Below are 26,743 nucleotides of genomic sequence, written 5' to 3'. Positions count from 1 at the left end.
GAGATCCTCACAGTTCGCGGGACGGCGCGGGGAGAAATCGCCTGTAAAGTTTAAGTTTCCATTTAGTTGGGTCGATGTCCAGCTTGTCGCGGGGCAGCTCACGGGGCGAATTCGGGCACCGATCCGGCTGTCCACACAGTGGGACGCGGCGCGCGCGTCCGGCCCGATCGGCAAACCGGGCCGGACGCGCGGACGACTCAGAGGGCGAGCCGCTGACCGGGATAGATCAGGCTGGGGCTCTTGAGCACCGTCTTGTTGAGCTGGTAGAGCGCCTTCCAGCCGCCCTTGACGTGCTGCTTGGCCGCGATGGAGGCCAGCGTGTCACCGGAACGCACGACGTAGTGCTTGCCGGAAGCGGGCTTCTTGGCGGGCGCGGCCGGCTTCTTCGCGACCGGCTTGGCGGGGGTGCCACCCTTCTTGCCGCACGTGGGCCAGGCCCCGATGCCCTGCCCCTTCAGCACCTTCTCAGCGATCTTGATCTGCTCCGCCTTGGTGGCCTTGTTGGCGGTCGGGGCATATTTCGTTCCCCCGTACGCCTTCCAGGTGCTGCGGCTGAACTGCAGCCCACCGTAGTAGCCGTTGCCGGTGTTGATGCTCCAGTTGCCGCCGGACTCGCACTTGGCGACGGCGTCCCAGTTCACGCTCGCGGCCTGGGCCGGCGACGCGGGGCCGAGCAGGCCCACCGCGCCCGCGACGCCCGCGACCGTCAGGCCGAACGCGACACGGGTCTTCTTAGCGATCTGTGCCATGAAAGAGCTACCTCCACGCCTGCGAGGTGAGCTGTCGGGTTCGGGCTGGGCTGCCCGGCCGCGCGCAGGCGGCTTCACCCCGAGGCGCGCCGGCTGGGAACAGCGGCGCGCCGAGGAACTTGTGGGTCCCCCGCTCCATGCCTGGGTTCGTTTCCGCACGGGCGGCGGCAGGATTCGGCGTTCCGCCCGGGGTGCCCGCGACTGCGGGACTCGGCCGACGGTAACCAGGCGACGACCCGTACAGCCAAATCCGCGGGCCGAATCGTGAACTTCGACTCATCGATCCGGGAACCCTGGAGGCCCGTTCCTAGTCTCACTGGTGTGATCCGTGCCCTAGCAGCGTTTGTCCTGGTCTGTGGCGTGTTGGCGACCGCCGCGTGTGGTGGCGACAAGGTGCCCGGTGACGCCGCTCGCATCAAGGTGAAGCTGGTCGCGACCGACGCCGCCCCGGTGGCCCGGGCCGTCAACACGTTCGGCTTCGACCTGTTCGCCCAGCTCGACGAGAAGGACGCGAACACGGTCACGTCCCCGGTGTCGGTGTCCGTGCTGCTGGCCATGGTGTCGGCCGGCGCCGACGGGGACACCGCAGCCGAGATGGCGCGGGTGCTGGGTCTGCGCGAGGGTCAGGACGAGCGGGTCGGGGCGCTGCTGCGGGAGCTGGCCGACACCGAGGACGTGACGTTGTCGGTGTCCGACGCGCTGTACAACAACGGCCCGCTCGAGGACGACTACGCCGACTTCGTGCGGCACAGCTTCGGCGGCACCGTGGAGGACGCCGATCTGGGGTCGGCGGAGACGGCTGAGAAGATCGACGACTGGGTCGACGAGAACACCGGCGGCCGGATCAAGGGCATCGCGCGCGACCTCGGCCTGCCCAGCGCGCAAGCCACCCTCGTACTGCTCAATGCGGTGTACTTCCTGGGGACGTGGCAGAACGAGTTCCTCATCTTCCTCATCACGCGCGACGAGAAGTTCACCACTCCCGGCGGGCCGGTCACGGTGCCCACAATGCACCACTCGGGCGGTTCCTACGGCTATGCCGAGCGCGACGGCTTCCGCATGCTTCGTCTCCCGTACGGCGAAAACGGGCGCTACGGGATGGAGATCATCCTGGCTGAGGACGGCAAGATGGCCGGTGCCGCCGACTGGCAGGCGCTGAGCGGCAGCCTGGCCCCGCGCGGTTTCGAGGACATCGCGCTGCCCCGCTTCGAGCTGCGCTGGGCCGGCCAGCTCACCAAGCCGCTGCAGAAAATGGGCATGACCAGCGCGTTCGACCCGGCACGGGCGAACTTCCGGCCGATGTCACCGGACGGCCGACGGCTCGAGCAGGTGTATCACAAGACGTACATCCGGGTCGACGAGAAGGGTACCGAGGCGGCCGGAGTCACGGGCGGGGTCATGACGACCTCGGCCCAGGTGAACCCGGCCGTGTTCCGCGCCGACCGCCCGTTCCAGTTCACGATCTCCGACCGGCGGACCGGCACGATCCTGTTCCTGGGCGCCGTACGGGATCCGCGTTAACGCACGACGGTGACCGGGCATTTCGCGTACGCGGCGACGTGCTGACTGACCGAGCCGAGCACGAGACCCGCGAAGCCGCCGTGCCCGCGATGCCCGACCACCAGCAGGTTCTTGCCCTCCGACTCGTCGATCAGGACCTTCGCCGGGCGTCCCTGCCGGACCTGAGCCCGTACGGGCACCGGCGGGTCCTCCCCGAGCTCCTCCTTGATCACCTGGAGCAGCTCCTCGGTGGTGGCCTGGCTGGGCTCGGCCACCGCGTGTTCGGAAACGCTGGGCCCGCCCGCCGGTGGCAGCAGCGTGTGCTCCCACACGTTCAGCACGAGCAGCTCGGCGCCGTGGTCCGCCGCCTCGGCCGCGGCCCAGGTCAGGGCCTTACGGCTGCCGGGTGACCCATCGACGCCGACAACGATCGTCGTCCATGTGCTCATGCGCTCATTACAGGCCGTACGGCGTCCGCAGAGCAACGCCGCGGCCGGGAAACGGCGGCCAGACGCACGTATCGACATCTCTGCTTGCGAGTGCCCGCGGATCGGTTTAGCGTCGAATTCAAGTGTGATCCAGATCACGGTCGAAGGGGGATCCCCATGACCACCACGACGTCGGACACGGTTTCGACGGGATCCGGGGCGGCCGAGCACAAGCCACTGATGTCCAGCTCCGCCCTGCTGATGATGAACCTCGGCTTCTTCGGGGTGCAGTTCAGCTTCGGGCTCACCCAGTCCGCGGTGAACCCGCTGTTCCTGCTGATCGGCGCGAGTCCCGAGCAGCTGCCGATCCTCAACCTGGCCGGGCCCGTCACCGGTCTGCTCATCCAGCCCTTGATCGGAGCGATCAGCGACCGCACCTGGCATCCCCGGTTCGGCCGGCGACGACCGTTCATCGTGGTCGGCGCGATCCTGTGCGCGATCATCCTGTTCGCGTTCCCGTTCGTCGGCGTGCTGTGGCTCGGCGTGATCTGCTTCTGGCTGCTCGACGCGGGCAACAACACCTCGATGGAGCCGTACCGGGCGTTCATCTCCGACCGGCTGCCCAAGTCGCAACTGGCGCGCGGCTTCCTGACCCAGAGCATGTTCACCGGGGCCGGCGCCGTGCTGGCCAACGTGTCGCTCTTCGCGCTCCAGAAGGTCGAGGCCCTGCAGACCGAGGCGGGCAACGGGGTCCCGTACTGGATGTTCGCCTGCTTCATGATCGGCACCGTGTGCATCCTGCTCACAGTGCTCACGGCCATGGCCCGTACGCGGGAATTGAAGCCGTCGGACGACGAGCTCGAAGAGATGGCCAACGCGCCGCGCGGGCTGGGACCGGCCGTACGGGAGATCGCGGACGCCGTACGCGCGATGCCCGTGGCCATGCACAAGATCGGGGTCGTCTTCGCCTTCCAGTGGTACGCCATGTTCATCTACTGGCAGTTCCTGGCGGTCAGCCTGGGCGAGACGGTGTTCGGCGCCAACCCCGAGCAGGGCGGCTCGGCCTGGGACGACGCGATCGCGTGGAGCGGTCTCGAGAACGGCGCCTACAACTTCGTCACCATGGTTTCGGCGCTCTTCCTGGTCGGCTTCGCCCAGCGGATCGGGGCCAAGCGGGTGCACGCCATCGCCCTCGGCCTGGCGGCGCTGGCACTGGTGTGGCTCGCGCACATCGACAACCAGTATCTCGCGCTGGTTCCGATGATCGGCGTCGGCATCTTCTGGGCCAGCGCGGTCGGCGTGCCCTACCTGATGGTGGCCAGCATGGTCCCGGCCAAACGGACGGGTGTCTACATGGGCATCCTGAACATGATGATCGTGGTGCCGATGCTGGTGCAGACGGTCACGTTCGGCTGGATCTACGAGCACTGGCTGGACGGCAAGGGCAGCAACGCGATCATCCTGGCCGGGGTGCTGCTGGGCATCGGCGCCGTGGCCATGCTGTGGGTCAACCCGCCCGACGAGGCCGACGAGTCCCCGATCGTGCCCCTGGGCGGCCGGCGCAGCATCACTGTCTACGACCGCGTGATCGTCGGTTCCGACGGCACACCCACTTCCCTGTACGCGGTGGATCGCGCGGCCGAGGTGGCGCAGGCGGCCCAGGCCCGTCTGGTGGTCGTCACCGCGTATCGCGAGGCCTCCGACGAGCCCGCCGCCAGCGAGCCCGGCCTGCACCGCGACATCAGCGGCATCGAGGTGGCCCGGGAAGCCTTGAGCAAGTCGGTCACCGGGCTGACCCGCGAGCGGGCCCGCTACATCGAGCAGGTGCTGGTGCGCGGTGACCCGGCCCAGGCGCTGCTGGACACGGTCGGCAACAACCCGGCCAACCTGATCGTCGTGGGCAACCGCGGGCTGGGCGCCGCCCAGGGCGCGCTGCTGGGCTCGGTGCCGGCCGGGGTCGTCCGCAACGCCGTTTGCGACGTCCTGGTCGTGCAGACCTCCGCTTTGGACGAGGAACGGCTGTTCCGCGCGTCTACCCCAGGCGAATCGGATTGACGATGTCGGCGGTGATGGTCAGCGCCATCACCGCCCCGCCCAGCACTATCAGCACCATCGTGGCCGGGAACAGGCGGGTGAAGTCGACCGGGCCCGCGGCCGGGCGGCCGCGCAGACGGCGGACCAGGTCGCGGACGCGCTCGAACCAGACCACCGCGATGTGACCGCCGTCGAGCGGGAGCAGCGGCAGCAGGTTGAACACGGCCAGGAACAGGTTGAGGCTGACCAGCAACAGCAGGAAGGTGGCCCACAGGCCGCGTTCGACGGCCTCTCCCCCGAGCCGGCTCGCGCCGACCATACTGATCGGGGTGTCCGCTTCGCGTTCGCCGCCGATCGCCTTGACCACGGCCGGGATGCGCTCGGGGAAGGCGGCCAGCTGGCGCACCGACCCGCTGATCAACTCCCCGGTGAACGCCGCCGTCTCGGCCACGCCACCCTTGAGGTACGCCGGCGGGGGTTCCGGGGAGGCGCCCATCCGGCCCTGAGCGACGTCGACGCTCAAGGTCAGCGTCTCGCCGCCACGGTTCACGACCAACGGGGTCGGGCCGTCGGATGCCCGCACGGCGGTCAGCACGTCGGCCCAGCGCGGGGTGGGCGTGCCACCGATCGACGCGATCCGGTCGCCGGGTCGCAGGCCGGCCTCGGCCGCCGGGCAGACCGCGCCGACGCAGGAAGTGGCCGCGACGACGGGCTCGGTGACGGGGCGCAGATTGGGCAGGCCGACGGTGACCGCCATCGCGTAGAGGATCGCCACGGCCAGGATCACATGCATGACCGGGCCCGCCAGCATGACCGTCGTGCGTTTCCACGCCGGATAACGCCACATCGCGCGCGGCTGCTCGTCCGGGCTCAGCTCGTCGAGCGCGGTCAGGCCGGCGATGTCGCAGAACCCGCCGATCGGCAGGGCCTTCAGCCCGAACTCCGTCTCGCCGCGACGGAACGAGAACACCGTCGGGCCGCGGCCCACGAAGAACCGCCGCACCTTCATGCCGAACGCGCGGGCGGCCAGCATGTGCCCGGCCTCGTGCCACGCGAGCGACAGGCAGATGCCGACAACGAAGAGCAAGGCCCCCGACCCGTACGCCATCACGGGCCCGATCGTAGGCGATGAAAAACTGTCGTAGGGGTCCTCTAAGTTCTCCGGCATGGTCAGCGCAGCGGCGTACGCGTATCTCGGGTCCTCGGCCCTCGCCCGGGGCGATCTCACCCTGCAGACCTCGGGCGGGCCGGCCGCGCATCCGCGGTTCTTCACCGGTTTCCTGGCGAGCCCGGCCGCGACGGCGACGGGTCTGCTGGCGGTGGCCGAGGTCGCCCGCAGCCGCTATTACCGTCCGCTCGACCCGGTCAGCCTCGATCCGGTGGTGACGGCGGGCTCCGACCGGCTGCGGTTCGAGTCGTTCTCCGGCTGCTGCGGTGTCTACGCCCGGCTCGACGTGCTGCCCGCGGGCATCGACGGCGAGATCGTCGCCCACGGCACCACCAATGTCGACGTCAACGTGCCGCTGCAGCGCGCCCTCGCCCGGGTCGGCCCGGCCGATCCGATGCACCTGGCCGTCGGCCCCGACGAACTGGCGGTCACCACGTTCGACGGCCCGGTCGTCGAGCGCAAGGTGCCGCTGCCCACCCGCTGGTTGCGCGGCTTCGCCGAGGCGCAGGTGCTCACTTCCCGTTTCGACCCGCGCGCCGAGCTGGCCGTGGCCGACGCGCGAGCTCTGCTGCAGCGGATGAGCGCGGGCGACCGCTCGGTGCTGTGGGCGGTCCCGGCCGGCCGCACGCTGCGCGTCACCTCACGCCCGGGGCCCGGGGCCGTCTGCTTGCCGGGCGCCGGTCGCCTCGCCGCGATAAAACCCTTCCTTCGGCACGCGACCCGGTTGCGCGTCTACGGTCCGGCCATCACGGCCGGCTCCGGGCCGGTGGCCAGCACGTGGGAGCTGAGCAACCCCGCCCTGCGGTTGTCGCTGACCCTGTCGCCCGAGCCCTACCGCGGGTTCTCGGGCGAGGGCGCGGTGCTCGAGGCACTCGCCGCCGACGAGGCCGCCGACGACGCCGAGCTGATCAGCGCGCTGCTCTCCTGGGATCCGAAGATCGACGTGGATGCGCTGGCCGTCGCCTCCGGGCTCGACGCGGGCCGGGTCCGCGACGCGCTGACCCAGCTCGGCACGGCCGGGCGGGTCGGCTTCGACGTGGCCGAGGCGGGCTATTTCCACCGCACCCTGCCTTACACAGTGGAGGGCGCGGCCCGGATGAACCCGCGGCTGGTGGCGGCGCGGGCACTGGCCGAGTCGGGCGCGGCGAGCCTCAACGGCGTCGTCCGCAGCGGTGACAACACCTATCATGTCCGCGACGGCGAATCCTGCACATGCCCGTGGTGGGCCAAACATCGCGGCGGACGCGGGCCCTGCAAGCACGCCCTCGCCGTCCGCATGGTCCGGGCCGAGGTGCCCGCATGAACCTCACGGGGGAAGTCCTGCGCGACCACATCGGCCAGGCCGGCCCGGACGCGGTGGCTGCCGTGCTGGTCGCGGCGGCCGAGCCGGAACGCGTCGCGCTGGCCGCCGGCCTCGAGGCTTTCCTCAAGTCGATGGAGCCGGAGGACTGGTGGCGTTCCCGGCACGACCCGACCGGCGGGCTGGGTCTCGCGGTGCTGGGCACGATGCCCACCGCCGCCCGCGCGGCTGCCCTGCTCAACCGGCGCGACATGCGCGACAAGTGGGGCCGGATCCCGGTCGCGCAGGCGCTGAGCGTGGTTCGCGCCCGCGAGCTGCCCTGGCTCGGCGACCTGGCCGGCCGTCTCGTCACCAGGCTCCGGCCGGAGGACGCCTGGCAGGGCGGCTGGTCGTTCGCGGCGGCCCTGCTGACCGAGTCGGGCGCGGCCGTGCCCATGACCGAGGGCTTCGTCGGCGGGTGGCTCCTCGACCTCGAGCAGCAGGATTCCCGCCGGCGCACGGCCTTTGTCGACCGGCTGCGCGAAACCCCGCATCTGGACACCCTGCTGCCCGCCGTGTTCGAGATCGACGGGCTCGGCGCGCACCTCGGCACCATGGTGTGGGACATGGAATCCGGCGGCTGGACGGGCCGGCCCGCCTTCCCGGCCGCGGTCGCCCAGCTCGTCGCCGAGGGCCGCCTCGACCGCGCCACGGTCCTGGCCGCGACCGTCGACCGGCTGGTCCGCGGCGACCGCCCGGCTTTCCTGCGGCCGTTCGCCCTGCTGCACGACGAACTGGCGCCCACGCTCGACGAGCAGACCGGTCACGCGACGGATTACGCACAACTACTGCCGGACGCGCCGTCCACGATCGCCGGCACCGCCCAGCGGGCGCTACGGGCGGTCGACGACGCCGGCCGGCTCGAACTCGACACGCTGCTCGACGTCAGCCGGCCCACGCTCGTGCGCAAGGAGAAGACGCTCGTCAAGACCCAGCTGACCTGGCTCGACAAGGTCGTCCGGCGCGAGCCCGGCCGGACCGGCGACATCCTCGAGACGGTGGCGGCGGCGTTCGACCACCCGGCGCTCGACATCCAGGAACGCGCGCTCGTTCTGATCGAGAAGCACGCCCGTGGGCTCGATCTGTCCTGGCTGGCCGACGCGGCCGCCGGTCTCGGCGGCGACCTGCCGGTCCGCGCCGCGCGCTTGTCCGGCGCCCCCGCCCCGGTCGTCCCCGGTGTCCCGGCGGCATTGCCACCGCCGTCCGCGCCGGCGGCCCTGCCCGAGCCGATCGGCAGCGTGACCGAACTGGCCGAGGAGGTGACCGCGCTGCTGCACGAGGAGACGCTCGTCGGCTGGGAGCGGGTGCTGGCCGGGCTGGTGGCGCTGCGCGCGGCCGACGACCTGTCGCCGCTGCGTCACGTGGCCGACCGTGCGGGTGAGGCCCTGAGCCCGCACGGCTGGAACGAACGGCGTGCGGCGCTCGGCGTGGCGATCCGCGGCGTCCTCCGGGGTGGCCCCAGCGAGCTGCGGGAGACGGGCCGGGCCTGGCGGCGGATCGTCGACGGCCTGCGACCGCCCGATCTGACCGGGGATCCGACCAGGCTGCTGGCCCTGCGCATCGCCGAGGTGGCGGAGCGGCTCCATCAGGCGTCAGCGGTCGTGCCGGTGGCGACGCCGACCCACGTGAACGGCAACCTCGACGCCGCAGTGCTGGTGGAGCGGCTGCGACGGGCCGAGGCGCAGGGATGGGAGCCGCTGCCGCTCGACTTCGAGCAGGCGCTGCTGCGGCTGCCGCGCGGCACCGCCCCCGCGATCGCAGACGGCCTGACCTCCGCGGCCGGGCGGCGGCTGGCCGAGTGGCTGGCCGGTGGCGGCCTGCCCGACCCGGCGAGCTCGCGGGTGCGGCAACCCGCCGGAAAGGTCCACTCCTGGCATGTCGGGCCACCACCCGGGATCGGACGGGTTCTGGTCACCCTCGACCCGGTCCGAGCCGGTGTTCTCTCCGTCGAGGACCAGCTGGTGACGCTGACCCGCAGAACCACCATGGGCTACGACAGCGAGGTGTCCGAGCCGGTGACCTTGGCCACGGCCCTCCCGCACCACCGGGAGATCGTCGCCGCGTGGGCGCTGCCCGGGCTGGCCGACCAGGACGAGCGGGGCGACCCGGTGGTGCTGCCGCTGCTGGCCGAGAACGACGGCCCGTTCGGCCCGGCGATGTCGCTGGCCGTGGCCTATTCGCTCGGCGCGCGCCACGAGTCCGACCGGGCCGCCGCGGTCGACGCCTTCCTGGCCCTGGCCGCGCGTGGAACCAGCGGGTTCGGCGCCGCGGTCGGGGGTGATCTGGGCGAGCTCGGGGCGCTCGGCCTAGTGAAGCTGAATCGGGCGGTGCTGCCGCTGACCGACGCCCATCGGGCCGGGGCCTCGGCCGCGGTCTGGGAGGTGCTCGCGGCCGCCCTGCCCCTCCTGCTGCTGGCTGCCCCGCGCGGGCTGCCCGACCTGCTGGAACTCGCGTCGCTGGTCGCTCCGGCCGTCGGCGCCCACGACGAGATATCGGGGCTCGTCGAACTGGCCGCACGGAAGGGGGGCAGCCGCATGCTCAAGGAAGCCCGCAGACTGCAGGCGGTGCTCACGGCGTGAGGTGCCACCGGCCCGCCGGGCGCACCCGGCGGGCCGGTGCCGGGTCAGTACGCGCAGCGCAGCACCAGCATGGCGTGCGGGGCCAGGCGCAGACCCTCCTGGGCCTTGGCCGTGGTCGCCTTGGCCAGCAGCGGGTCGGCCGTGTCGACGGTGATCTCCCACGCCTGGCCGTAGGCCGGGTCGGGCAGGGTGAACTCGACCTCCTCGGGGGCGGCGTTGAACAGCAGCAGGAACGAGTCGTCGACGATCCGCTCACCCAGGGCGTCCGCCTCGGGGATGCCGTGGCCGTTGAGGAACACGGCCAGCGTGCGGGCCGCGCCGGGGGCCCAGTCCTGCTCCTGCATCGGGCTGCCGTCGTGGCGCAGCCAGGCGATGCCGGGCAGGCCCGTGTCGCCGGCGGGCTCACCGGTGAAGAACCGGCGGCGGCGGAAGATCGGGTGGTCGGCCCGCAGGCGGGTCAGCCGCCGGGTGAAGACGGTGAGCACGTCGTGGTGACGGGCGTCGGCCCAGTCGATCCAGCTGATCTCGTTGTCCTGGGCGTACACGTTGTTGTTGCCGCCCTGGGTGCGCCCGAGCTCGTCGCCGTGGGCGATCATCGGAACGCCCTGGGACAGCAGCAGCGTGGCCAGGAAGTTGCGCTTCTGCCGTTCGCGCAGCGCGATCACGGCGGGGTCGTCGGTCGGCCCCTCCACGCCGCTGTTCCACGAGCGGTTGTGGCTTTCGCCGTCGCGGTTGTCCTCGCCGTTGGCGTCATTGTGCTTCTCGTTGTAGGAGACCAGGTCCTCCAGCGTGAAGCCGTCGTGGGCCGTGACGAAGTTGATCGAGGCGATGGGGCGCCGGCCGTCGATCTCGTACAGGTCGGAACTGCCCGCGAAGCGGGAGGCGAACTCGCCGAGCCCGGACGGCTCACCGCGCCAGAAATCCCGTACCGAGTCGCGGTATTTGCCGTTCCACTCGGTCCAGAGGGGCGGGAACCCGCCGACCTGGTAGCCGCCGTCGCCGACGTCCCACGGCTCGGCGATCAGCTTGACCTGCGACACGATCGGGTCCTGGTTGACCAGGTCGAAGAACGCCGCGAGCCGGTTCACCTCGTGGAAGTCGCGGGCCAGCGACGCCGCCAGGTCGAACCGGAAACCGTCGACGTGCATCTCGGTGACCCAGTAGCGCAGCGAGTCCATGATCAGCCGCAGCGACTCGTGGTGCCGGACGTTGAGGCTGTTCCCGGTGCCGGTGGTGTCGTAGTAGTACTGCTTGTCCTCCTCGACGAGCCGGTAGTAGGCCGGGTTGTCGATGCCGCGGAACGACAGGGTCGGCCCGAGGTGGTTGCCCTCGGCCGTGTGGTTGTAGACCACATCCAGGATGACCTCGATGCCGGCCTGGTGCAGCGCCTTGACCATCGACTTGAACTCCTGCACCTGTCCGCCGCGGCCGCCGAACGAGGCGTAGTCGTTGTGCGGGGCGAAGAAGCCGATGGTGTTGTAACCCCAGTAGTTGCGCTGCCCGCGCTCGACCAGGTTGCTGTCGTGCACGAACTGGTGCACCGGCATGAGCTCGACGGCGGTCACGCCGAGCTCCTTGAAGTGCTTGATCATCGCCGGGTGGGCCAGGCCGGAATACGTGCCCCGGACGTCCTCGGGGACGTGCGGGTTGCGCTCGGTCATGCCCTTGACGTGCGCCTCGTAGATCACCGTCTGGTGGAACGGGATGCGCAGCGGGCGGTCGTTGGCCCAGTCGAAGTACGGGTTGATCACCACGGACTTCATCGCGTACGGGGCCGAGTCCTCGTCGTTGTACGCGTCGTGGTCGTCGAACCGGTACGAGAACAGCGCCTCGTTCCACTCGTAGTGGCCGTCGATCGCCTTGGCGTACGGGTCGAGCAGCAGCTTGCTGGGGTTGCAGCGGAGACCGGCGGACGGGTCGTTCGGACCGTGCACGCGGTAGCCGTAACGCTGGCCGGGCACGATGCGCGGGAGGTAGCCGTGCCACACCATCGCCTCCCGCTCGGGCAGGTCGATGCGGGTCTCGGTGCCGTCCTCGTCGAACAGGCACAGCTCGACCCGCTCAGCAGCCTCCGAGAACAGGGCGAAGTTGGTGCCGCCGCCGTCGTAGGACGCGCCCAGCGGGTACGGCGAACCGGGCCAGATCTTCATGGGTGACGACTCGTCTCTCTCGCGAACATGGCGACGCGCGCTTACCCATTTCCGGCCCGATTCACCGCCGGCGAGTCGTAGACCACTCTTACGGTCAGTTGGGCCCGCTCCGGCCGTCGGCGGTGGTGCCGTCCGGCGACGGCGGCAGCACCCGGTCGCTGCCCGGGGCGGAGGCGGCGCCCGCGTCCTCGCCCGTCAGATCGTCGACCTGCCCGTCCTGCGAGTTGGTGGCCATCGCCTGCTTCAACTCGGACAACGGCAGTTTGTTCTCGTCGCGCCAGACACCGGTTTCTTCGCTCATGGGCTCCCGACTACCCGCCCGCCGCGAGCCCATGCGCCCTCGGCCCGACCGGCATAGGTTGGGCGGCATGGAGTACACGCGTCTGGGAAGTTCGGGTCTGAAGGTCAGCCGCATCGCGCTGGGATGCATGAGCTTCGGGGAGCCCGACCGCGGCAGCAACCAGTGGACGCTCGACGACACCGCCGCCGAACCGATCTTCCGGCAGGCCCTCGAGCTGGGCATCACCTTCTGGGACACGGCCAACACGTACAGTGACGGCACGTCGGAGGAGGTGGTCGGCCGGGCCATCCGCAAATACACCGACCGCGACTCGATCGTGCTGGCCAGCAAAGTCTTCTTCCCGGTGGGTGACGGACCGGGCGGCCGGGGCCTGTCCCGCCGGGCCATCCTCCAGCAGATCGACAACTCGCTGGCCCGGCTCGGCACGGACTACCTCGACCTCTACCAGATCCACCGATTCGACCCGGAGACGCCGGTCGAGGAGACGATGGAGGCTCTGCACGACGTCGTACGGGCGGGCAAGGTCCGCTACCTCGGCGCGTCCTCGATGTGGGCCTGGCAGTTCGCCAAACTGCAGCACGCGGCCGACCTCGGCGGCTGGACCAGATTCGTGAGCATGCAGAACCAGTACAGCCTGGTGCAGCGCGAGGAGGAACGGGAGATGTTCGGCCTGCTGGCCGACCAGGGCGTCGGGTCGCTGCCGTGGAGCCCGCTCGCGAAGGGCCGCCTGGCCCGGCCGTGGGACGAGCGAGGCTCACAACGGGCCAAGGTCGACCCGCTGCACGCACGCTACGAAGGCGACGAGAACCGTCCCATCGTCGACGCCGTACGCCGGGTGGCCGAGGCCCGTGGTGTGCCGATGGCCCAGGTCGCGCTGGCCTGGGTGCTGCGCAACCCGGTCGTCGACGCGCCGATCGTCGGCCCCACCAAGTCGCATCATCTGACCGACGCCGTCGCGGCCCTCGACCTCGACCTGACCGACGAGGAGGCCGACGCGCTCGAAGGCGATTACACGCCCCGGCTGCCGTCCGGCTACTGACGGGGCTGACTACTATCGGCGCATGCCTGACGCACGCGACGTATTTGTGGTCCATGGCCGTGACGACCAGGCGAGGAAGGCCTTGTGGGCGTTCCTGCAGGCGCTCGACCTGCGGCCGCTCGACTGGGAGCAGGTGCGCAGCCGTACGGGGAAACCCACGCCGTACATGGGCGAGATCCTGCGCGAAGGCTTCGCCACCAACCAGGCCGCCGTGGTGCTGATGACCCCCGACGACGGGGCCTGCCTGCACCCGTCGCTGCGAGGTGCGGACGAACCGTCGTACGAGGTCGAGGTGACCGGTCAGCCCCGGCCCAACGTGCTGATCGAGGCGGGCATGGCCCTGGCCCTGCAGCCCGAACGCACCGTCATCATCGAGATCGGCCGGCTGCGTCCCGCCTCGGACATGGCCGGCCTCAACACCGTCCACTTCAACGGCACCCCGGAAAGCCTGAACAAGATCGCCGGGCGGCTGCGGTCGGCGGGGTGCGCGGTCGACACGACGGGCACCGACTGGCTCGACGTGACCCGCTTCCAGAACCTGGACGCCTACACCCGCAAGTTCTGACCCCTACGCACGCCCGGCGGCGGCCCGGCTCACGCCGCCGCCGGGCTATCGCGCCGTGCACCTATCGCATGCCGGCCTCCACGCGCACCCACTCATCGCGCCGTTCACCCCATCGCCCCCCCGCCCACTCGAGAGCCCTGCCATCACGGGCCTCCGCCCATCCCGCCTTGACCTGTCCACCCGTCTCGCGTCGGCCGCCCGTCCGGCCCCTCCCCCGTCGTCTGTCCGTCAGAAAGAACAGTGACGGGGAAGGGGTGACGCCTGGTGGACGGATGGGAGCGGTCAGCTGTCGAGGGCGCGGGTCTGTGGCCGGCGGACGGACGGCAGCGGACGACCGCCGGGGACGCGCATCCCTGGTCAGCGGGCGGACGGGGGCGATCACCTGTCAGAACGGGCGGGTCGGCTGACGGACGGGACCAGCCGACCGCGGGCGAGGCGGCCCGATCTGTCCTGGGTGGTGCGTATCCGCGACAGGTCGGTGGGCGGGAGCGACTGCTCGCCGGGGAGGAGGGGCTGCGGCTGGTTCGGTGGCTCAGCGAGCACCTGGATGCGCCCGCCCAGCGGTGGGACTCGGTCGCTCGGCGGGCGCTCGGGCTGCTCGAGGAGGGTGGGCTGACGGCGGCGCGGGCGGCTGCGTCGTTCACCATCGGGTCGGTGCTTCACCGCCGGGGCGATCAGACCGCCTGGGCCGTCGACTGTCTCCGGCGCAGCCGGCGACTGTGGACGGAACTCGGCGACCCCGAGGGGCAGCTCACGGCGGCGGAGACCTTGGCGCTCGCCCTGTCCGATCTGCCGGGCGGGTTCGCGGAAGCCCAGCTGCTGATCGCCGAGACGCTGGAACCGGCCCGGCAGGCGGCGTACGCGCTGGCCCGCCGTGGTGAGGCCGGAGCCGCGGTCGACCTGGTGGAGCGCACCCGGGTGCGTGCCTTCGGGGGCGATGTTCTCGCCGGCCGCGTCGACTTTCCGGTCGCGTACGTGCTTCCCGCGTCGACGGGGACCGCGGTGCTGTTGGCGCGCGGCGGGCAGGTCGACGTCGCGATCTTTCACCAGCCGGACGAGCGGACTGTCGCCCCGCCGGACGAGCGGCCGGGTGGGGCGCCGACCGATGCCGTACGGCGGGTGGCCGGGCCGCTCGGGCGTCTGCTGCAACCGGTGGTCGACGCGCTGCACCGGGACGGCGAGGAACGGCTGACCGTCGTGGCCACCGGGGCCGCCACCTGGTATCCGTGGGCCGCGGCGGAAGTCACCGACCCCGCGACCGGTGAGCGGGTGCCGGTGGGCGACCTGCTGACGTTGTCGCTGGCGTCGTCGGCTGCGATGGCCGGTGAGAGCCGACGGCGGGCGAGCGAGGCCGAGCCGGGTGGGGCTGTCATCTTCGCGGATCCGGAGCGCAGCCGGGCCGAGGCGGCCGAGGTGGAGGGCTCGTTCGGGGGCACGGCCGCGGTGCTGATGGCGGGCGAGGCGACCCGGGCGGCGTTGCTGCGGGAGTTGCCGGGGTGCCGGTATGCCCACCTGGCCTGCCCCGGGTTCGACGACCGGACCGAGGCCGAGCCGACACGGCTGGTGCTGACCGGGGGTGAGGTCACGCCGGCCGACGTACGGGCTCTGCCGCCGTTGCAGGCGCGCCTGGTGTTTCTGAGCGCGTGCCCGACCGGCCCGGACGACACGATCGGGTGGCCCGGCACGCTGCTCGCGGCCGGGGTGGCGGCTGTCGTGAGCACGTTGTGGCCGGTCGACGGGCGGGTGACCGCGCTGATGGCAGGGCGGTTCTATCGGGAGCTGGCGCTTCTGCGGCGACGCGGGGCGGCCGAGGACGTCGCGCTGGCGTTGCGGCGGAGCCAGCACTGGTTGCGTACGGAAAAGGGGTTGGCCGACCCGTATTTCTGGGCGGGTTTCGTCGTGTACGGATCCTGACTCGGCCGTTCATTGACAGTTGTCACTCCGTACGCCGACGATGGGAGCGCTCCCATTCGTTCACTCTGCGGAGAGTCCTGTGAAGAGATCCCTCCTGAGCGCCCTCCTGCTCGTGGCGGTCGCGCTCGCCCCGCCCTCCCCCGCCCTCGGCGCCCCGGCCGACCCCGTCCACGTCGACGTCGACGTGCGGGCCGGGCTCGCCCCCGTCGCGACCGGCGCCCTCGGCGTCAACCACGCCATCTGGGACTCCCAGCTCGGCACCCCGGCCGTGTCCGACCTGCTCAAGGACGCCGGCGTGCAGATGCTGCGCTACCCGGGCGGCTCCTACGCCGACATCTACCACTGGCGCGACCACACCGCGCCCGGCGGCTACGTCGCCCCCGGCACCGACTTCGACACGTTCATGGCCGGGGCGCGGCGCACCGGGGCCGAGCCGATGATCATCGCGAACTACGGCACGGGCACGGCCCAGGAGGCCGCCGACTGGGTGCGCTACGCCAACATCACCAAGGGGTACGGCGCCCGGTTCTGGACGATCGGCAACGAGAACTACGGCAACGGGCACTACGGCTCCGAGTGGGAGGCCGACAACCACGCCGACAAGAGCCCGAAGGAATACGCGGCCAACGTCGTCGCGTACTCGCAGGCCATGAAGGCCGTCGACCCCAGCATCAAAGTCGGCGCCGTGCTCACCATGCCGGGCAACTGGCCCGACGGCATCGTCGGCACCGGCGACACGGGCACCTGGAACGCCGAGGTGCTGACCCGGGCCGGCGCGGCCATCGACTTCGTCGACGTGCACTGGTATCCCGGCGGCTCCTCCGCGGCCGAGACGCTCACCAAGAGCAGCCACATCCAGGACGCGGTCCACCTGCTGCGGCAGCAGATCTCCCGGTACGCCGGCCAGAACGCCGACCGCATTCAGATCAGCATGACCGAGACGAACGTCGACGTCGGCCGCAACACCCAGCCCGGCGCGCTGTTCCTGGCCGACGTCTACAGCGGGCTACTGGCCCAAGGCGTGTTCACCGTGCACTGGTGGAACGTCCACAACGGCCTCGGCACGGTGTCGACCGTGGCCGGGCAGACCGACTACAACGACTTCGGGCTGCTCTCCAGCGGCAACTGCAACGCCGACAACACGGTCTGCCAGCCGCCGCTGAACACGCCGTTCGCGCCGTACTACGCGCTCAAGCTGATGGGCGCCTTCGCCCACCCGGGCGACCGGTTCGTCTCCGCCGGCACCGGGGACCCGCTGGTCGCCTCGCACGCCGTCCGCCGCCCCAACGGTGACCTGGCCGTCCTGCTGATCAACAAGGACCCGGACAACGCGCGGACGGTGGCCCTGAACTATCACGGCTTCACCCCGGCCGCGGGCGCGCCGGCCGTGACCACCTACACCAACGGCGCCGACGGCCTGACCACGGCGACCACCGGCAGTGCCACCGGGCAGACCATTCCCCCGTACGGGATCTCGCTGGTCACCCTGCACTCGGCCAACAGCGGCGCCCTGCTGCCCGCCGTAGGCCGCCCCACCGCGACGACGACCGATCGCACGGCGACGATCTCGTGGCCCTCGGCCGGTTCCGGGCTCAAATACGAGGTCTACAGCGCCGGTTCCCAGCTGGGCGAGACGACGTCGACGTCCCTGACCGTACGCAACCTCGAGCCCGGCAAGCGCTACACGATCAACGTCGTGGCCCGTGACAACTCCGGTCGCACCTCGGCCGCCTCGCCGCCGCTGACGTTCACGACCGGAACCCCGGCCGACGCGCCCTGCACGGTGAAGCTGCGCGACACCAACGACTGGGGCAACGGGTACGTCGGCTCGATCGACATCACCAACAACACGGGGGCGCCCGTCACGAACTGGACGCTGACGTTCGCGTGGCCCCGCTCGTGGCAGAGCCTGGGCAGCGGCTGGAACGCCACCTGGACCGCGGACGGCCGCACCGTCCGCGTCACCAGCGAAAACGCGCTGGCCGCGGGCGCCACCACCAACGTCGGCTACGTCGGCAACTACAGCGGGCCCAACGTGCTGCCCGAGGTGTTCACCCTCAACGGCAAGGTCTGCACGACCGCCTGACACCAGCTCCCGGCCCGGACTTCTTGCGCCGGGCCGGGAGTCTTCCTCACCCGTAGTACGCATGAGCGGCCGTGGCCGCCACACCGCCGGCCGGGCGGCGAGCAGCCCTTCGGTGCGGGCAATCAGCTCGACCGCGGTAGCGAGAAACGTCAGGAGTCGTGCCTGGATCGGCGCCGAGACCTCCGGCCCTGCGCCCCGAGGTGGCAGCCGCGGCCCGCCACCTCCCCGACTAACCGGGGGCAGATCGGGTAGCCGTATCCCGAGAATCCCGACCCGAGGAGTGCGGATGACCAAGCCGATCCGGGTGACCGGTCCGGCCCGTGCCGGCTGGGGCGCCGCCCTGCTGCTGGTCCCGGAACCCCTGCTGCGACGGGCCGCCGGCGCGCCCGTCCCTGCCGCGGCGACGACAGTGGCCCGGGTGCTGGGCACGAGACAACTCGTGCAGGCCGTCGTCATGACCGCCGTGCCCGGTCGCCGGGCTGCCGGGCTCAGCGCGGCCGTCGATGCCCTGCACGCCGCCACCGGGGTGGCCCTGGCCGTCGCCTCCCCGCGCTGGCGCAGGATCGCCCTGGCCGACGCGGCCTTCGCCACCGTTCTCGCCGTCGCCGCGTGGCGCAGCCGGACTCCGTAGGCTGAGCGGATGATTGCGCGAATGTGGCGAGGCTGGGTCGCGTCGGAGCGGGCCACCGAATACGTGGCCTACATCGACGAGACCGGCATGGCCGAGTACAAGGCCACTCCCGGCAACCTCGACGCCCAGATGTGGACCCGCGACCTGGGCGACGGCCGCACCGAGGTCGTCACCGTCAGCTGGTGGGAGTCCCTCGACACGATCAAGGCCTTCGCCGGCGACGACATCAGCCAGGCCGTCTTCTACCCGTCCGACGACAACTTCCTCATCGACCGGGAAACCACAGTCACCCACTTCGAGGTGACCGGAACCTGAACCCGAGCGTCGGCGCCGCGCATCCAGCCGGTGCGATGGCCTTGCCTGAGGACAGGACGTAGGCCGGCCCCGGACCGGGGCGGGTCCGGGGCCGGCTGGTGGAAGGGATGTCAGAGGTCGGCGGGACCGGCGGCCGTGGCCTCCTGGACCGCGTCGGTGCGGCGTTCTTCGGCCTTGGCCGAGTCGTCCGTTCGGGGGGCGGCGGGGCGGGGCGCCGCCGAGCGGGCCGCGGCCGCGGCGCTGTCGGTGACGGTGCCCTTGCGGATGCGGTTGTTGACGGCGATCTGGGCGGCCGGGTTGTTGCCGGTGGCCGTCAGGGTGCCGTCGATGATGTTGTCGTCGACCGTGACGCCGCCGGTGGTGCTGGTGACGCTCACGTCCTTGCCGAAGAAGCCGCCGGAGGCGCAGCTGTCGAGGGGGCCGTTGGGGCCGAGCTGCACGCCGCCCAGGTTGCCGGCGAACGTGGCTTTGCCGCGCACCGAGCTGCCGCAGACGACGCTGCCGGTGGCGCTGTTGAGCACCGACAGCGCGCCGTCGACGAACGAGTCGTGCACGTCGGTGTAGTACGAGCCCGTGCTGTTGAGGCTGCCCGTGACCGACGTGTTGTTGTCGAGCCGGACCTCGCCCGCCTGAGCGCTGACGTTGCCGGTGATCGTGCTGTTCTCGACGAACAGGAAGCTGTCGATCGTGGTGGTGCCCTTGGCCCGTACGGTCACCGTCCCGCTCGACGCGTCCTTGAGGAAAACGCCGTAGCCGCCCGCGGCCAGGATCACCGGGCCGTCGATGGTGGTCGTGGAAGCGTCCAGGTAGCCGTTGCCGGCCACCCGCACCTCGCCCGAGAACTTGCCGCCCGCCACGACCAGGTTGGCCCCGGCCTGCACGCTGATGTTGCCGGTGACGACGGTGCCGGTCAGCGAGCACGACTCACCGGCCGGGACGAGCAGGTCGTTGGGCACGGTGACCGCGCCGCCGGTGCCGATGCAGTGGGTGACCAGCGCGGCGGTGGCCGGTACGGCGGGGATCAGGCCGGCCAGCAGACCGGCGGCGGCGAAGGACGCGAAACGTTTGCGCATGATGTGGTTGCCTCTCATCGAACGAGGGAGCCGATGTCGGAACGGGCGGCCGCGCGGACGATCGTCCCCTGCTGCCGTTTGGTGAGGGTGCCGCCGGCCACCAGCGCGGCGGTGACGGTCTCGACGTGCCGCACGAACGCGGCGTGGTTCGGGTAGGACGCGTACTCGTCGATCAGGTCGTTGATCGTGCACCCGTCGCCGGTGTCGGAGTTGGGCACGCCCGTGTCGTCGCCGCCGATGATCACCGTGGTGCGGGTGTCGGGCACCTCGCAGGCGTCCGAGCCGGTGCCGACGACGGTGAAGGTGACGGTCTGCTCGGGCGAGGTGTTGCCCGCCGTGTCGGTGGCCCGGGCCCGTACGGTGTGGGCACCGAGCCCGGTCACCACGACCGGCTGGGCGTAGGCGAGCCAGGCGCCCGCGTCGAGCGCGTACTGGATCGTCGCGACGTCCGACTCGGTGTCGTTGGCGGTCACCGTGACGGTGGCCCGGCCCACGTACGCGCCGTTCTCGTTCTCCTCGCCGTCGACCTCGGCCACCACCGTCGGCGGGGTCGTGTCGGGCTCCTCCGCGGGCACCACCGTGAAGTGCGCCATCTTCTCGGCCGAGGTGTTGCCGGCCTTGTCGGTGGCCCGGTAGTGCAGCATGTGCATGCCCGCGGTGGAGACGACGACCGGTGCGGTGTACGCCGTGAAGGCCGCGCCGTCGAGGGAGTACTCGACGCGGTCCACCCCGGAGTCGTCGTCGGTGGCGGTCAGGGTGGCCGTGGCCGACCCGACGTAGTTGCCGTCGGTGTCCCGGGTGCCGGCCACGGTGTGATTCACCGTGGGCGGCGTGGTGTCCTCGTCGGGCGCCGGCGCGACCACCGCGAACGACAGTGAGCCGACGGCCGACACGTTGCCCGCGTTGTCCGTGGCCCGGGAGCGGAACGTGTGCGAACCGGCCGCCGTCACCGCGACCGGCGCGGTGTAGGCCTGGAACGCCCCGCCGTCGAGCGAGTACTCGACGGTTTTGACGCCGGAGCCGCCGGTGTTGTCGGCGGCGGTCACCGTGACGGTGGCCGTGCCGACGTAGTTGCCGTCAGCGTCCTGAGTGCCCGCGGCGGCGGCCGTCACCGTGGGCGGCGTCGTGTCGGGGTCGGGGCCGGGCCCGTCGGTGACCACGAACTCGCCGACCATCGTGCTGTGCCCCGGGATCGAGCAGAAGTACCGGTACCGGCCCGGGGTCAGCGTCACCGTGGCCTCGTGCCGCCCATTGCCGGCGTCGAACGGGTTGGCCAGGATGTTCAGGCTGACGTCGTGGTTGTAGCCCTCGGTCGACGTGTCGAAGGTCAGCGTGTGCGGCATGCCGGTCGTGTTGCCGGTGGCCGCGCTGTTCTCGAACACGATGGTGGTCGCGCCGGCCGTCGCCGTGGTCGGCGCCGACTTGTAGGCGGTGATCCCGTCGTCGGCCGTCCAGGTCAGGGTGCCGGCCGCGTACGCCGGGGCGGCCGGGGCCAGCAGCATCAGGGACGCCAGGATGAGAAGAAGCCGTTTCACAGGGCACGCACCCGGATGTCACGGAACTCGGCGATGTCGGCGTCGCCGTGGTTCTGCAGACCGATCAGCCCTTCCAGGAACTGCCGCTGGTCGGTCGGCGGGTCACCGGCCCGCGAGGACTGCTTGCCGGGCGTGTTGTCGAACTCGTTGATGACGACTCCGTTCCGAATGATCGTGTAGTGCTGGCCGACGACCTTGATCTCGTACCGGTTCCACACGTTCTTCGCCGTGGGCCGCGCGGCGCTCAGCGGGTTCGGGTCGAAGTTGTAGATCGAGCCGGTCTTCTGCGGCTCACCGGTCTCGCCGTCGTAGATCTGGATCTCGTGGCCGCAGTAGATGGCCACCCAGGCCTGCGAGGTGCGGGCCGAGCCGACGGTGCTGCAACCCTCGGGCCGCTGCTCGAGCGGGATCCGGGGGTCGGGGAAGCGGGTGAAGACGCCGGTGTTGGCGCGGCCGTCGCCGGGTGCGACGTCCTTGAACTGCAGCGTCAGCGAGAAGTCCCGGAACGGCTTGGTGTAGTACAGCATTCCGAGCCCGCCGCTGGGCCGCAGCGACCCGTCCGGCGTGATCGCGAACTGCCCGGTCGGCGCCTGCGCCCAGTCCTGCAGCGACTCCGGCGTGCCGTTGAAGATCGAGACGTAGCCGGTGTGCCCCTCGGTGCCGATCTTCGAGGACGCCGCCGCCCGGGTCAGGGCACCCGCCTCACGGTCGCTCACAAGACCCTTGAGCGACGCGGTCACCGCGGAGACGTGCCTGACGAACGCGTCGTGGGTCGACCAGGTGCTCTCGTCGTCGATCAGGTCGTCGATCGTGCAGCCCTCGCCGACGACCCGGTTGGCCACGCCGGTGTCCACGTCGTCCAGCCGTACGGTGGCCGAAGGGTCGGCGACGACGCAGCCCACGGTAACCGTGGTCGTCACGGTCGAGGTCGTGCCGCCCGCGTAGGTCACCACCAGCGTCGCCGTGTACTTGCCGACCTTGGCGTACGTGTGCGTCGGGTTGGCCTCGGTCGAGGTGCCGCCGTCGCCGAACGTCCACTTGTACGACAACCCGCCCGAGCGGGAACCGTTGAACGCGATCGTCAGCGGCTTGTTCTGCACCGCCGTCGACGTCGCGGCCGGCGCCGGGGTGGGCGCCCCACCGGAGTAGGTGATCCGGATCAGCTTCTGGTTGGGGTGCAGGCTGAAGAAGCCACCCGCGTAGTCGAGCATGTAGAGCGCGCCGTCCGGCCCGAACTTGGCGTCCATCCACGACTGCAGCTGGTTGGCTCCGCCGCCGGCCGGGATGAGGGCTCGCAGCGACTCGCCGAACGCCGGCGGCTTACCCGGCTCGGTGACGGTGACCGCGACCCGGTTGGCCGCGTTCGACTGGTCCCCGATGAGCCACTTGTCGTTCCAGTACGACGGCCACGCCACGGTCGACTTGGGGTCGACCAGGTCGCGGTGGTACGTCGGGCCCGACATCACGGCCTGGCCGCCGCCGCGCAGGTACGGCTGCGTGTACGTCGCGTCCGCGGCCTTGTACGTCGGGATGTCGCTGCCCTCGCGCTTCGGGAAAACCGGGCCGCCACCGTCGGGCGAGTACCAGATCATGTTGTCCTTGATCGGCGGCAGGTCGGTCAGGCCGGTGTTGCGCGGCGACTCGTTCTTCGGGGCGTCGCAGTCGTACCAGCCGGTGAGCACCTTGGCGTCGGTGTTGCTGCGGTCCCGGTACGGCTGCCGGTTGCCCATGCAGTACGGCCAGCCGTGGTTGCCCGCCTCGGTGATGATCGTGGCAGTCTCGTACTTGGCCGGGCCCAGCTCGGGGTTCGGCGAACCCGCGTCCGGTCCGACCCAGCCCGCGGTCAGCCACTGCTTCTTCTCGTCGATCTGCAGCCGGGCGATGTTGCGCACGCCCATCACGTAGATCTCCGGGCGGGTCTTCGCCGTCCCCGGCGGGAACAGGTTGCCCGACGGGATCGTGTAGGTGCCGTCCGCCTCCGGGTGAATACGGATGATCTTGCCGTTGAGGTCGTTCGTGTTGCCGGCCGTGCGGCGGGCGTCCTGGAACGACGTGCCCGCGTACTCGGCCGTCCAGTTGTTGCCGGAGTAGCCGTCCGAGCCCTGCGACGAGTTGCTGTCACCGGAACCGACGTACAGGTTGCCGTCGTCGTCGAACGCCATGCCACCACCCGCGTGGCAGCAGCTGTGGATCTGCACCGGCCACTTCAGCAGGTCCTTGCGGGTGCCCTGGTCGATGGTCTGGTTCGCGGCGGAGTAGGTGAACCGGGAGACCGTCCGCTGACCGATGCGCTTCTCGCGGTCGATCGACTCGTGCGGCATCCAGTAGACGTACAGGTGGCCGTTCTGCGCGAACGAGGGGTCGGGCACGATGCCGAGCAGCCCCTCCTCGTTCTTCTGCAGCTCGTCGCCGCTGCCCCGGTTGCCCATGACCTTCAAAGTGGTCAGCAGCTTGACTTGCTTGGTGGCCGGGTCGTAGGAGTGGATCGTGCCGCAGCCCAGGCCCACGTTGGGGTCGGTCCACGGGACGACGGGCCCGGTCGGGCAGGCCGCCTTGCCGACGTAGAACACCGTGCCGTCGGGCGCGATGGTCAGACCGTGCGGCTCGCCGATCTGGTCGAGCTGGCCGGTCTGGTTGGCCGCCGTGAGCCTCTCGACCTTGTAGTTCGAGGCGATCGTGGCCTGGCAGTCGCCGCGCGTGATGCCGCTGGTCCAGCCGAGTGCGCCGGTCAGGTGCTTGCGGAAGGCTTCCTCTCCGTACGAGCCCTCGGTGTGGCCCATGCCGGTGTAGAAGGAACGCCCGCCGTCGTAGTCACGGCACCACGAGATCGGGTGGAACGGGCCGTTGGCGCCCAGGCCCGGGTTGTAGTGCCGCTCCTCGACCTGGGCCAGGGTGTGCACCTGCCCGATCGGGTTCGTCTCCCAGTTGTACCAGCGGTCCTCGCGCGTCACGGTCAGCGGCAGGCCCGCGGTGGCGGGGTGCTGCCGGTCCAGGATGTCGACCACCGAGCGGGCCACCGCGGGCGGGGCCGGTGTCTCGGTGGTGCCGGTGAACAGCCGCAGGTCGGCCAGCTGGGTCAGCGGCTCGCCACTGTTGGCGGTGATGTTCAGCCGGTAGAACTTGTACTCGCCCGGGGTCGCCACGTCGAAGCGGCGGATCTGGAACCGGTCCGGGAACGTCTGTCCCGCGCGGGAGTCCACGTCGGTCCAGGCCTGCCCGTCGGCCGAGCCCTGCAGCTTCCAGTCCTTCGGGTCGCGCCCCGACGAGTCGTTGGCCGACGTCAGCGCGTACGCGGTGATCCGGGTCGGCGCGGCCAGCTCGAAGCGGGCCCAGCCGGTCGGCGTGCGCACCAGCCACTTGGTGTTGGCGTCACCGTCGATGAGCTTGGGCGCGGTCTCGTTGGGCGGGTTCTCGCCGCTGGCGGTGACCGCGGCGACCGGGTGGGCCACGGGGATCGCGCCGGCCGGGCGGGTGCCGATCAGGCCGGTGAACCAGGTCGAGTCGAGCTGGGCCCGGGCCGCGTCGCCGATGCCGAGGAATCCGCCGCCCGCGTTGACGAAGCTTTTCAGAGCGGTTTCCTGTACGCCGGTGAGCGTCACACCGTCGGCCGAGAGATACACGACGGCCCGGTACCGGGCCAGGCTGCTCGCGCTGAAGACTGCGGGATCGGTGCTGGCCGTGGCCTCGAGGCCCTGCGCGGTGGCCAGCTCCTGGATGGTCTGGGTCGCCTTGACCACCGGGTCCTGCTGGGCCGCGGCGGCGCCCGAGAAGACGAGCACGCCCGGCTTGGCCGGAGCGGCCGCGGCCGCCTGCTGGGCCGCGGCGTCTCGTGGTGGCGCGACTCCGATGGTCAGTACCGCGGCCAACCCCATGGCGGCGGCTTGTCTCAGCCTCATGAGCCAGTCCCTCCGTGGACGTGCGTTTGCGCTGATGCTTTGGCGGCGGCCGCGTGCTGGTGGCCGTTGAAGCGGTCGATCGCCTCCTGGGCGCCGGGCGGCATGGTGCCGTCGGCGTTGCGGACGAGGAAGATGCCGGCCATGCCGGTGTCCGAGTGGGACTGCACGTGGCAGTGGTACATCCACGCGCCGGGTCCCACGGAGTCGCCGGCCAGCACCTGGAAGCCGAACGAGTTGCCCGGGTTGAGGTCCTTGTTGTCGACGACGGGGCTGGGGTCGGACGGGCCTTCGAGATATCCCGTACGGTTGTCGGCCCAGCGGTGGGCGTGCAGGTGGAACGTGTGGAAGAAGTTGCCGTGGCCGATGGCGAGCCACTCGACACGCTGACCCAGGTTGGCCTCGAACATCGGCGTGTTCGGGGCGACCTTGTTGTTGATCTGCAGGTCGTTGAACACGACGGTGAACTGTTTGTCGGGCAGGATGTCGCCGCGCCGCCGCACGATCAGGGCGCCGTACAGGCCCTTGATGAGGCCCGCGGTCCCGTGGTCGGTGCCCATCGCGTGGTCGTGGTAGTGCCAGTAGCCGGCGCTGCCGGGCAGGAACCGCCGGCCGCTGGTGGCGGTCATCTCGTGCGAGCGCCACACGTACTTGCGGGTCTCGCCGGGGGCGTTGAACGAGTTGTTGAACGGCGCCCCGTCCGAGTCGGTGCTGTAGTCGACACCGTGCGGGTGGATCGAGAGCCGCTGGTTGGTCGTGTTGACCAGGGTGATCTCGAGCGTGTCGCCCTCGTACATCTCGAGGACCGGCCCGGGGATGGTCGCGGTGTCGGGGGTCAGGCCGTAGCCGAACTGGTTGCCGGGCAACGCGACGGCGTAGATCGTGATCCGCTTGGTGACGCCCTCGGCGGCCTGGGCCGGTTCGGACCGGGTCGTCGTCGCGACCGCGACCGCGCCGCCGGTGACACCGAGGACGCCCGCGGCCGCGAGCAGGGAGCGCCGGCGCAGCTGCTGCGGCTCGCCGCCCCCCTCGGCCGTTCGGCCGCCTGCGAGGTCATCGCGGTTCAATGTCATGCCCCGGCCCCACCTGCGCAGGGCCCGGCCGACAACGTTGTCATCGTTCATTCGCGTCCTCCCGCGCCGCCGGCCACGAAGGACCGGGACGCCCACGTCTGAAGAAGAGCGGGCAGGTGCGGACCCGGTCGGGGATCGCGCCCCGCCTGCCAAGGCACAGCACCGCTACGCCCGGACCGGGGCCGCCACCCAGCCGCCCGTGCGCGTGTTACGGACTTTTCTCAGAAGAATCAAAACTTCGGTCTGATGTGAGCAACTTATGACTCACATCGATGAAAGTAAAGGTTCCGGCGACGAAAGTGGACGATCGGAGCCGGTCGATCCCTATTCATTGACGCAGGTCCATGGCCGTGTTTACTATCCCGAAACTT

The 26,743-nt window shown here is 70.9% G+C and carries 19 protein-coding genes and 1 riboswitch; of the genes, 10 read left to right on the top strand and 9 right to left on the bottom strand.

What is annotated here, in order from left to right:
- Nucleotides 1-197: 197 nt before the first annotated feature.
- Nucleotides 198-749 (bottom strand): LysM peptidoglycan-binding domain-containing protein, encoded by a 552-nt coding sequence (locus BKA14_RS01055; RefSeq protein WP_184949064.1) that lies wholly within the window; start codon nucleotides 747-749, stop codon nucleotides 198-200.
- A gap of 2 nt (nucleotides 750-751) precedes the next feature.
- Nucleotides 752-909: riboswitch (cyclic di-AMP (ydaO/yuaA leader) on the bottom strand.
- A 200-nt stretch (nucleotides 910-1,109) separates the two neighbouring features.
- Between BKA14_RS01055 and BKA14_RS01050 the strand changes: the two genes are divergently transcribed.
- Entirely contained in the window at nucleotides 1,110-2,270 is a 1,161-nt protein-coding gene (locus BKA14_RS01050; protein WP_184949063.1) for a serpin family protein, read from the top strand.
- On the opposite strand, the gene BKA14_RS01045 is transcribed toward BKA14_RS01050, so the two are convergent.
- On the bottom strand, nucleotides 2,267-2,698 hold the full coding sequence (locus tag BKA14_RS01045) for a universal stress protein (RefSeq protein ID WP_184949062.1): 432 nt from the start codon (nucleotides 2,696-2,698) through the stop codon (nucleotides 2,267-2,269). The two genes, BKA14_RS01050 and BKA14_RS01045, sit on opposite strands and share 4 nt — an antisense overlap.
- 156 nt (nucleotides 2,699-2,854) lie before the next feature.
- On the opposite strand from BKA14_RS01045, the gene BKA14_RS01040 reads away from it, so the two are divergent.
- The gene (locus BKA14_RS01040) at nucleotides 2,855-4,732 is read left to right on the top strand and encodes a universal stress protein (RefSeq protein WP_184949061.1); all 1,878 of its coding nucleotides are present in this window, start codon (nucleotides 2,855-2,857) and stop codon (nucleotides 4,730-4,732) included.
- Here BKA14_RS01040 and BKA14_RS01035 read toward each other — a convergent pair.
- The gene (locus BKA14_RS01035; RefSeq protein WP_184956480.1) at nucleotides 4,710-5,819 is read right to left on the bottom strand and encodes a M50 family metallopeptidase; all 1,110 of its coding nucleotides are present in this window, start codon (nucleotides 5,817-5,819) and stop codon (nucleotides 4,710-4,712) included. The genes BKA14_RS01040 and BKA14_RS01035 overlap by 23 nt on opposite strands.
- 58 nt (nucleotides 5,820-5,877) lie before the next feature.
- On the opposite strand from BKA14_RS01035, the gene BKA14_RS01030 reads away from it, so the two are divergent.
- Together BKA14_RS01030 and BKA14_RS01025 are read left to right on the top strand one after the other, a co-directional pair.
- On the top strand, nucleotides 5,878-7,182 hold the full coding sequence (locus BKA14_RS01030) for an SWIM zinc finger family protein (protein ID WP_184949060.1): 1,305 nt from the start codon (nucleotides 5,878-5,880) through the stop codon (nucleotides 7,180-7,182).
- Nucleotides 7,179-9,797, top strand: a complete 2,619-nt coding sequence (locus BKA14_RS01025) for a DUF6493 family protein (RefSeq protein WP_184949059.1) — start codon at nucleotides 7,179-7,181, stop codon at nucleotides 9,795-9,797. Before BKA14_RS01030 ends, BKA14_RS01025 begins: the two co-directional genes overlap by 4 nt.
- 44 nt (nucleotides 9,798-9,841) lie before the next feature.
- On the opposite strand, the gene glgX is transcribed toward BKA14_RS01025, so the two are convergent.
- Both glgX and BKA14_RS01015 read right to left on the bottom strand, forming a co-directional pair.
- Complete coding sequence (glgX, locus tag BKA14_RS01020) at nucleotides 9,842-11,947, bottom strand: glycogen debranching protein GlgX (protein ID WP_184949058.1); 2,106 nt, start codon at nucleotides 11,945-11,947, stop codon at nucleotides 9,842-9,844.
- Between the two features lie 94 nt (nucleotides 11,948-12,041).
- The gene (locus tag BKA14_RS01015) at nucleotides 12,042-12,248 is read right to left on the bottom strand and encodes a hypothetical protein (RefSeq protein WP_184949057.1); all 207 of its coding nucleotides are present in this window, start codon (nucleotides 12,246-12,248) and stop codon (nucleotides 12,042-12,044) included.
- A 67-nt stretch (nucleotides 12,249-12,315) separates the two neighbouring features.
- On the opposite strand from BKA14_RS01015, the gene BKA14_RS01010 reads away from it, so the two are divergent.
- The 6 genes from BKA14_RS01010 (at nucleotide 12,316) to BKA14_RS00985 (ending at nucleotide 18,798) form a co-directional block, all read left to right on the top strand.
- Entirely contained in the window at nucleotides 12,316-13,287 is a 972-nt protein-coding gene (locus BKA14_RS01010) for an aldo/keto reductase (RefSeq protein WP_184949056.1), read from the top strand.
- A gap of 22 nt (nucleotides 13,288-13,309) precedes the next feature.
- Nucleotides 13,310-13,852 (top strand): TIR domain-containing protein, encoded by a 543-nt coding sequence (locus tag BKA14_RS01005; protein WP_184949055.1) that lies wholly within the window; start codon nucleotides 13,310-13,312, stop codon nucleotides 13,850-13,852.
- A gap of 654 nt (nucleotides 13,853-14,506) precedes the next feature.
- Complete coding sequence (locus BKA14_RS01000) at nucleotides 14,507-15,766, top strand: CHAT domain-containing protein (protein WP_184949054.1); 1,260 nt, start codon at nucleotides 14,507-14,509, stop codon at nucleotides 15,764-15,766.
- Nucleotides 15,767-15,806: 40 nt separating this feature from the next.
- On the top strand, nucleotides 15,807-17,852 hold the full coding sequence (locus tag BKA14_RS00995) for a cellulose binding domain-containing protein (protein WP_184949053.1): 2,046 nt from the start codon (nucleotides 15,807-15,809) through the stop codon (nucleotides 17,850-17,852).
- Between the two features lie 286 nt (nucleotides 17,853-18,138).
- Nucleotides 18,139-18,483 carry a hypothetical protein gene (locus tag BKA14_RS00990; RefSeq protein ID WP_184949052.1) on the top strand — a complete coding sequence of 115 codons (345 nt, stop codon included), beginning with the start codon at nucleotides 18,139-18,141 and terminating at the stop codon, nucleotides 18,481-18,483.
- Between the two features lie 9 nt (nucleotides 18,484-18,492).
- Nucleotides 18,493-18,798: an antibiotic biosynthesis monooxygenase family protein gene (locus BKA14_RS00985; RefSeq protein ID WP_184949051.1), complete on the top strand. Its 306-nt coding sequence runs from the start codon at nucleotides 18,493-18,495 to the stop codon at nucleotides 18,796-18,798.
- A 110-nt stretch (nucleotides 18,799-18,908) separates the two neighbouring features.
- Here the strand turns inward: BKA14_RS00985 and BKA14_RS00980 are convergent, their stop codons facing one another.
- Genes BKA14_RS00980 through BKA14_RS00965 form a run of 4 tightly spaced genes read right to left on the bottom strand, consistent with a single transcriptional unit; the run spans nucleotide 18,909 to nucleotide 26,423 of the window.
- Complete coding sequence (locus tag BKA14_RS00980) at nucleotides 18,909-19,871, bottom strand: hypothetical protein (RefSeq protein WP_184949050.1); 963 nt, start codon at nucleotides 19,869-19,871, stop codon at nucleotides 18,909-18,911.
- 14 nt (nucleotides 19,872-19,885) lie between these two features.
- Entirely contained in the window at nucleotides 19,886-21,373 is a 1,488-nt protein-coding gene (locus BKA14_RS00975) for an OmpL47-type beta-barrel domain-containing protein (RefSeq protein ID WP_184956479.1), read from the bottom strand.
- Between the two features lie 29 nt (nucleotides 21,374-21,402).
- A complete protein-coding gene (locus tag BKA14_RS00970; RefSeq protein WP_239092840.1) occupies nucleotides 21,403-25,302 on the bottom strand; it encodes a ThuA domain-containing protein in 3,900 nt (1,299 codons plus the stop codon).
- Nucleotides 25,299-26,423: a multicopper oxidase domain-containing protein gene (locus BKA14_RS00965; protein WP_239092838.1), complete on the bottom strand. Its 1,125-nt coding sequence runs from the start codon at nucleotides 26,421-26,423 to the stop codon at nucleotides 25,299-25,301. The genes BKA14_RS00970 and BKA14_RS00965 overlap by 4 nt, the downstream gene beginning before the upstream one ends.
- Nucleotides 26,424-26,743: the final 320 nt, after the last annotated feature.

The organism is Paractinoplanes abujensis, assembly GCF_014204895.1.
Lineage (GTDB): Bacteria > Actinomycetota > Actinomycetes > Mycobacteriales > Micromonosporaceae > Actinoplanes > Actinoplanes abujensis.
Note: the sequence above shows the minus strand (reverse complement) of the source record. Positions and strands in the feature narration are given on the sequence as shown.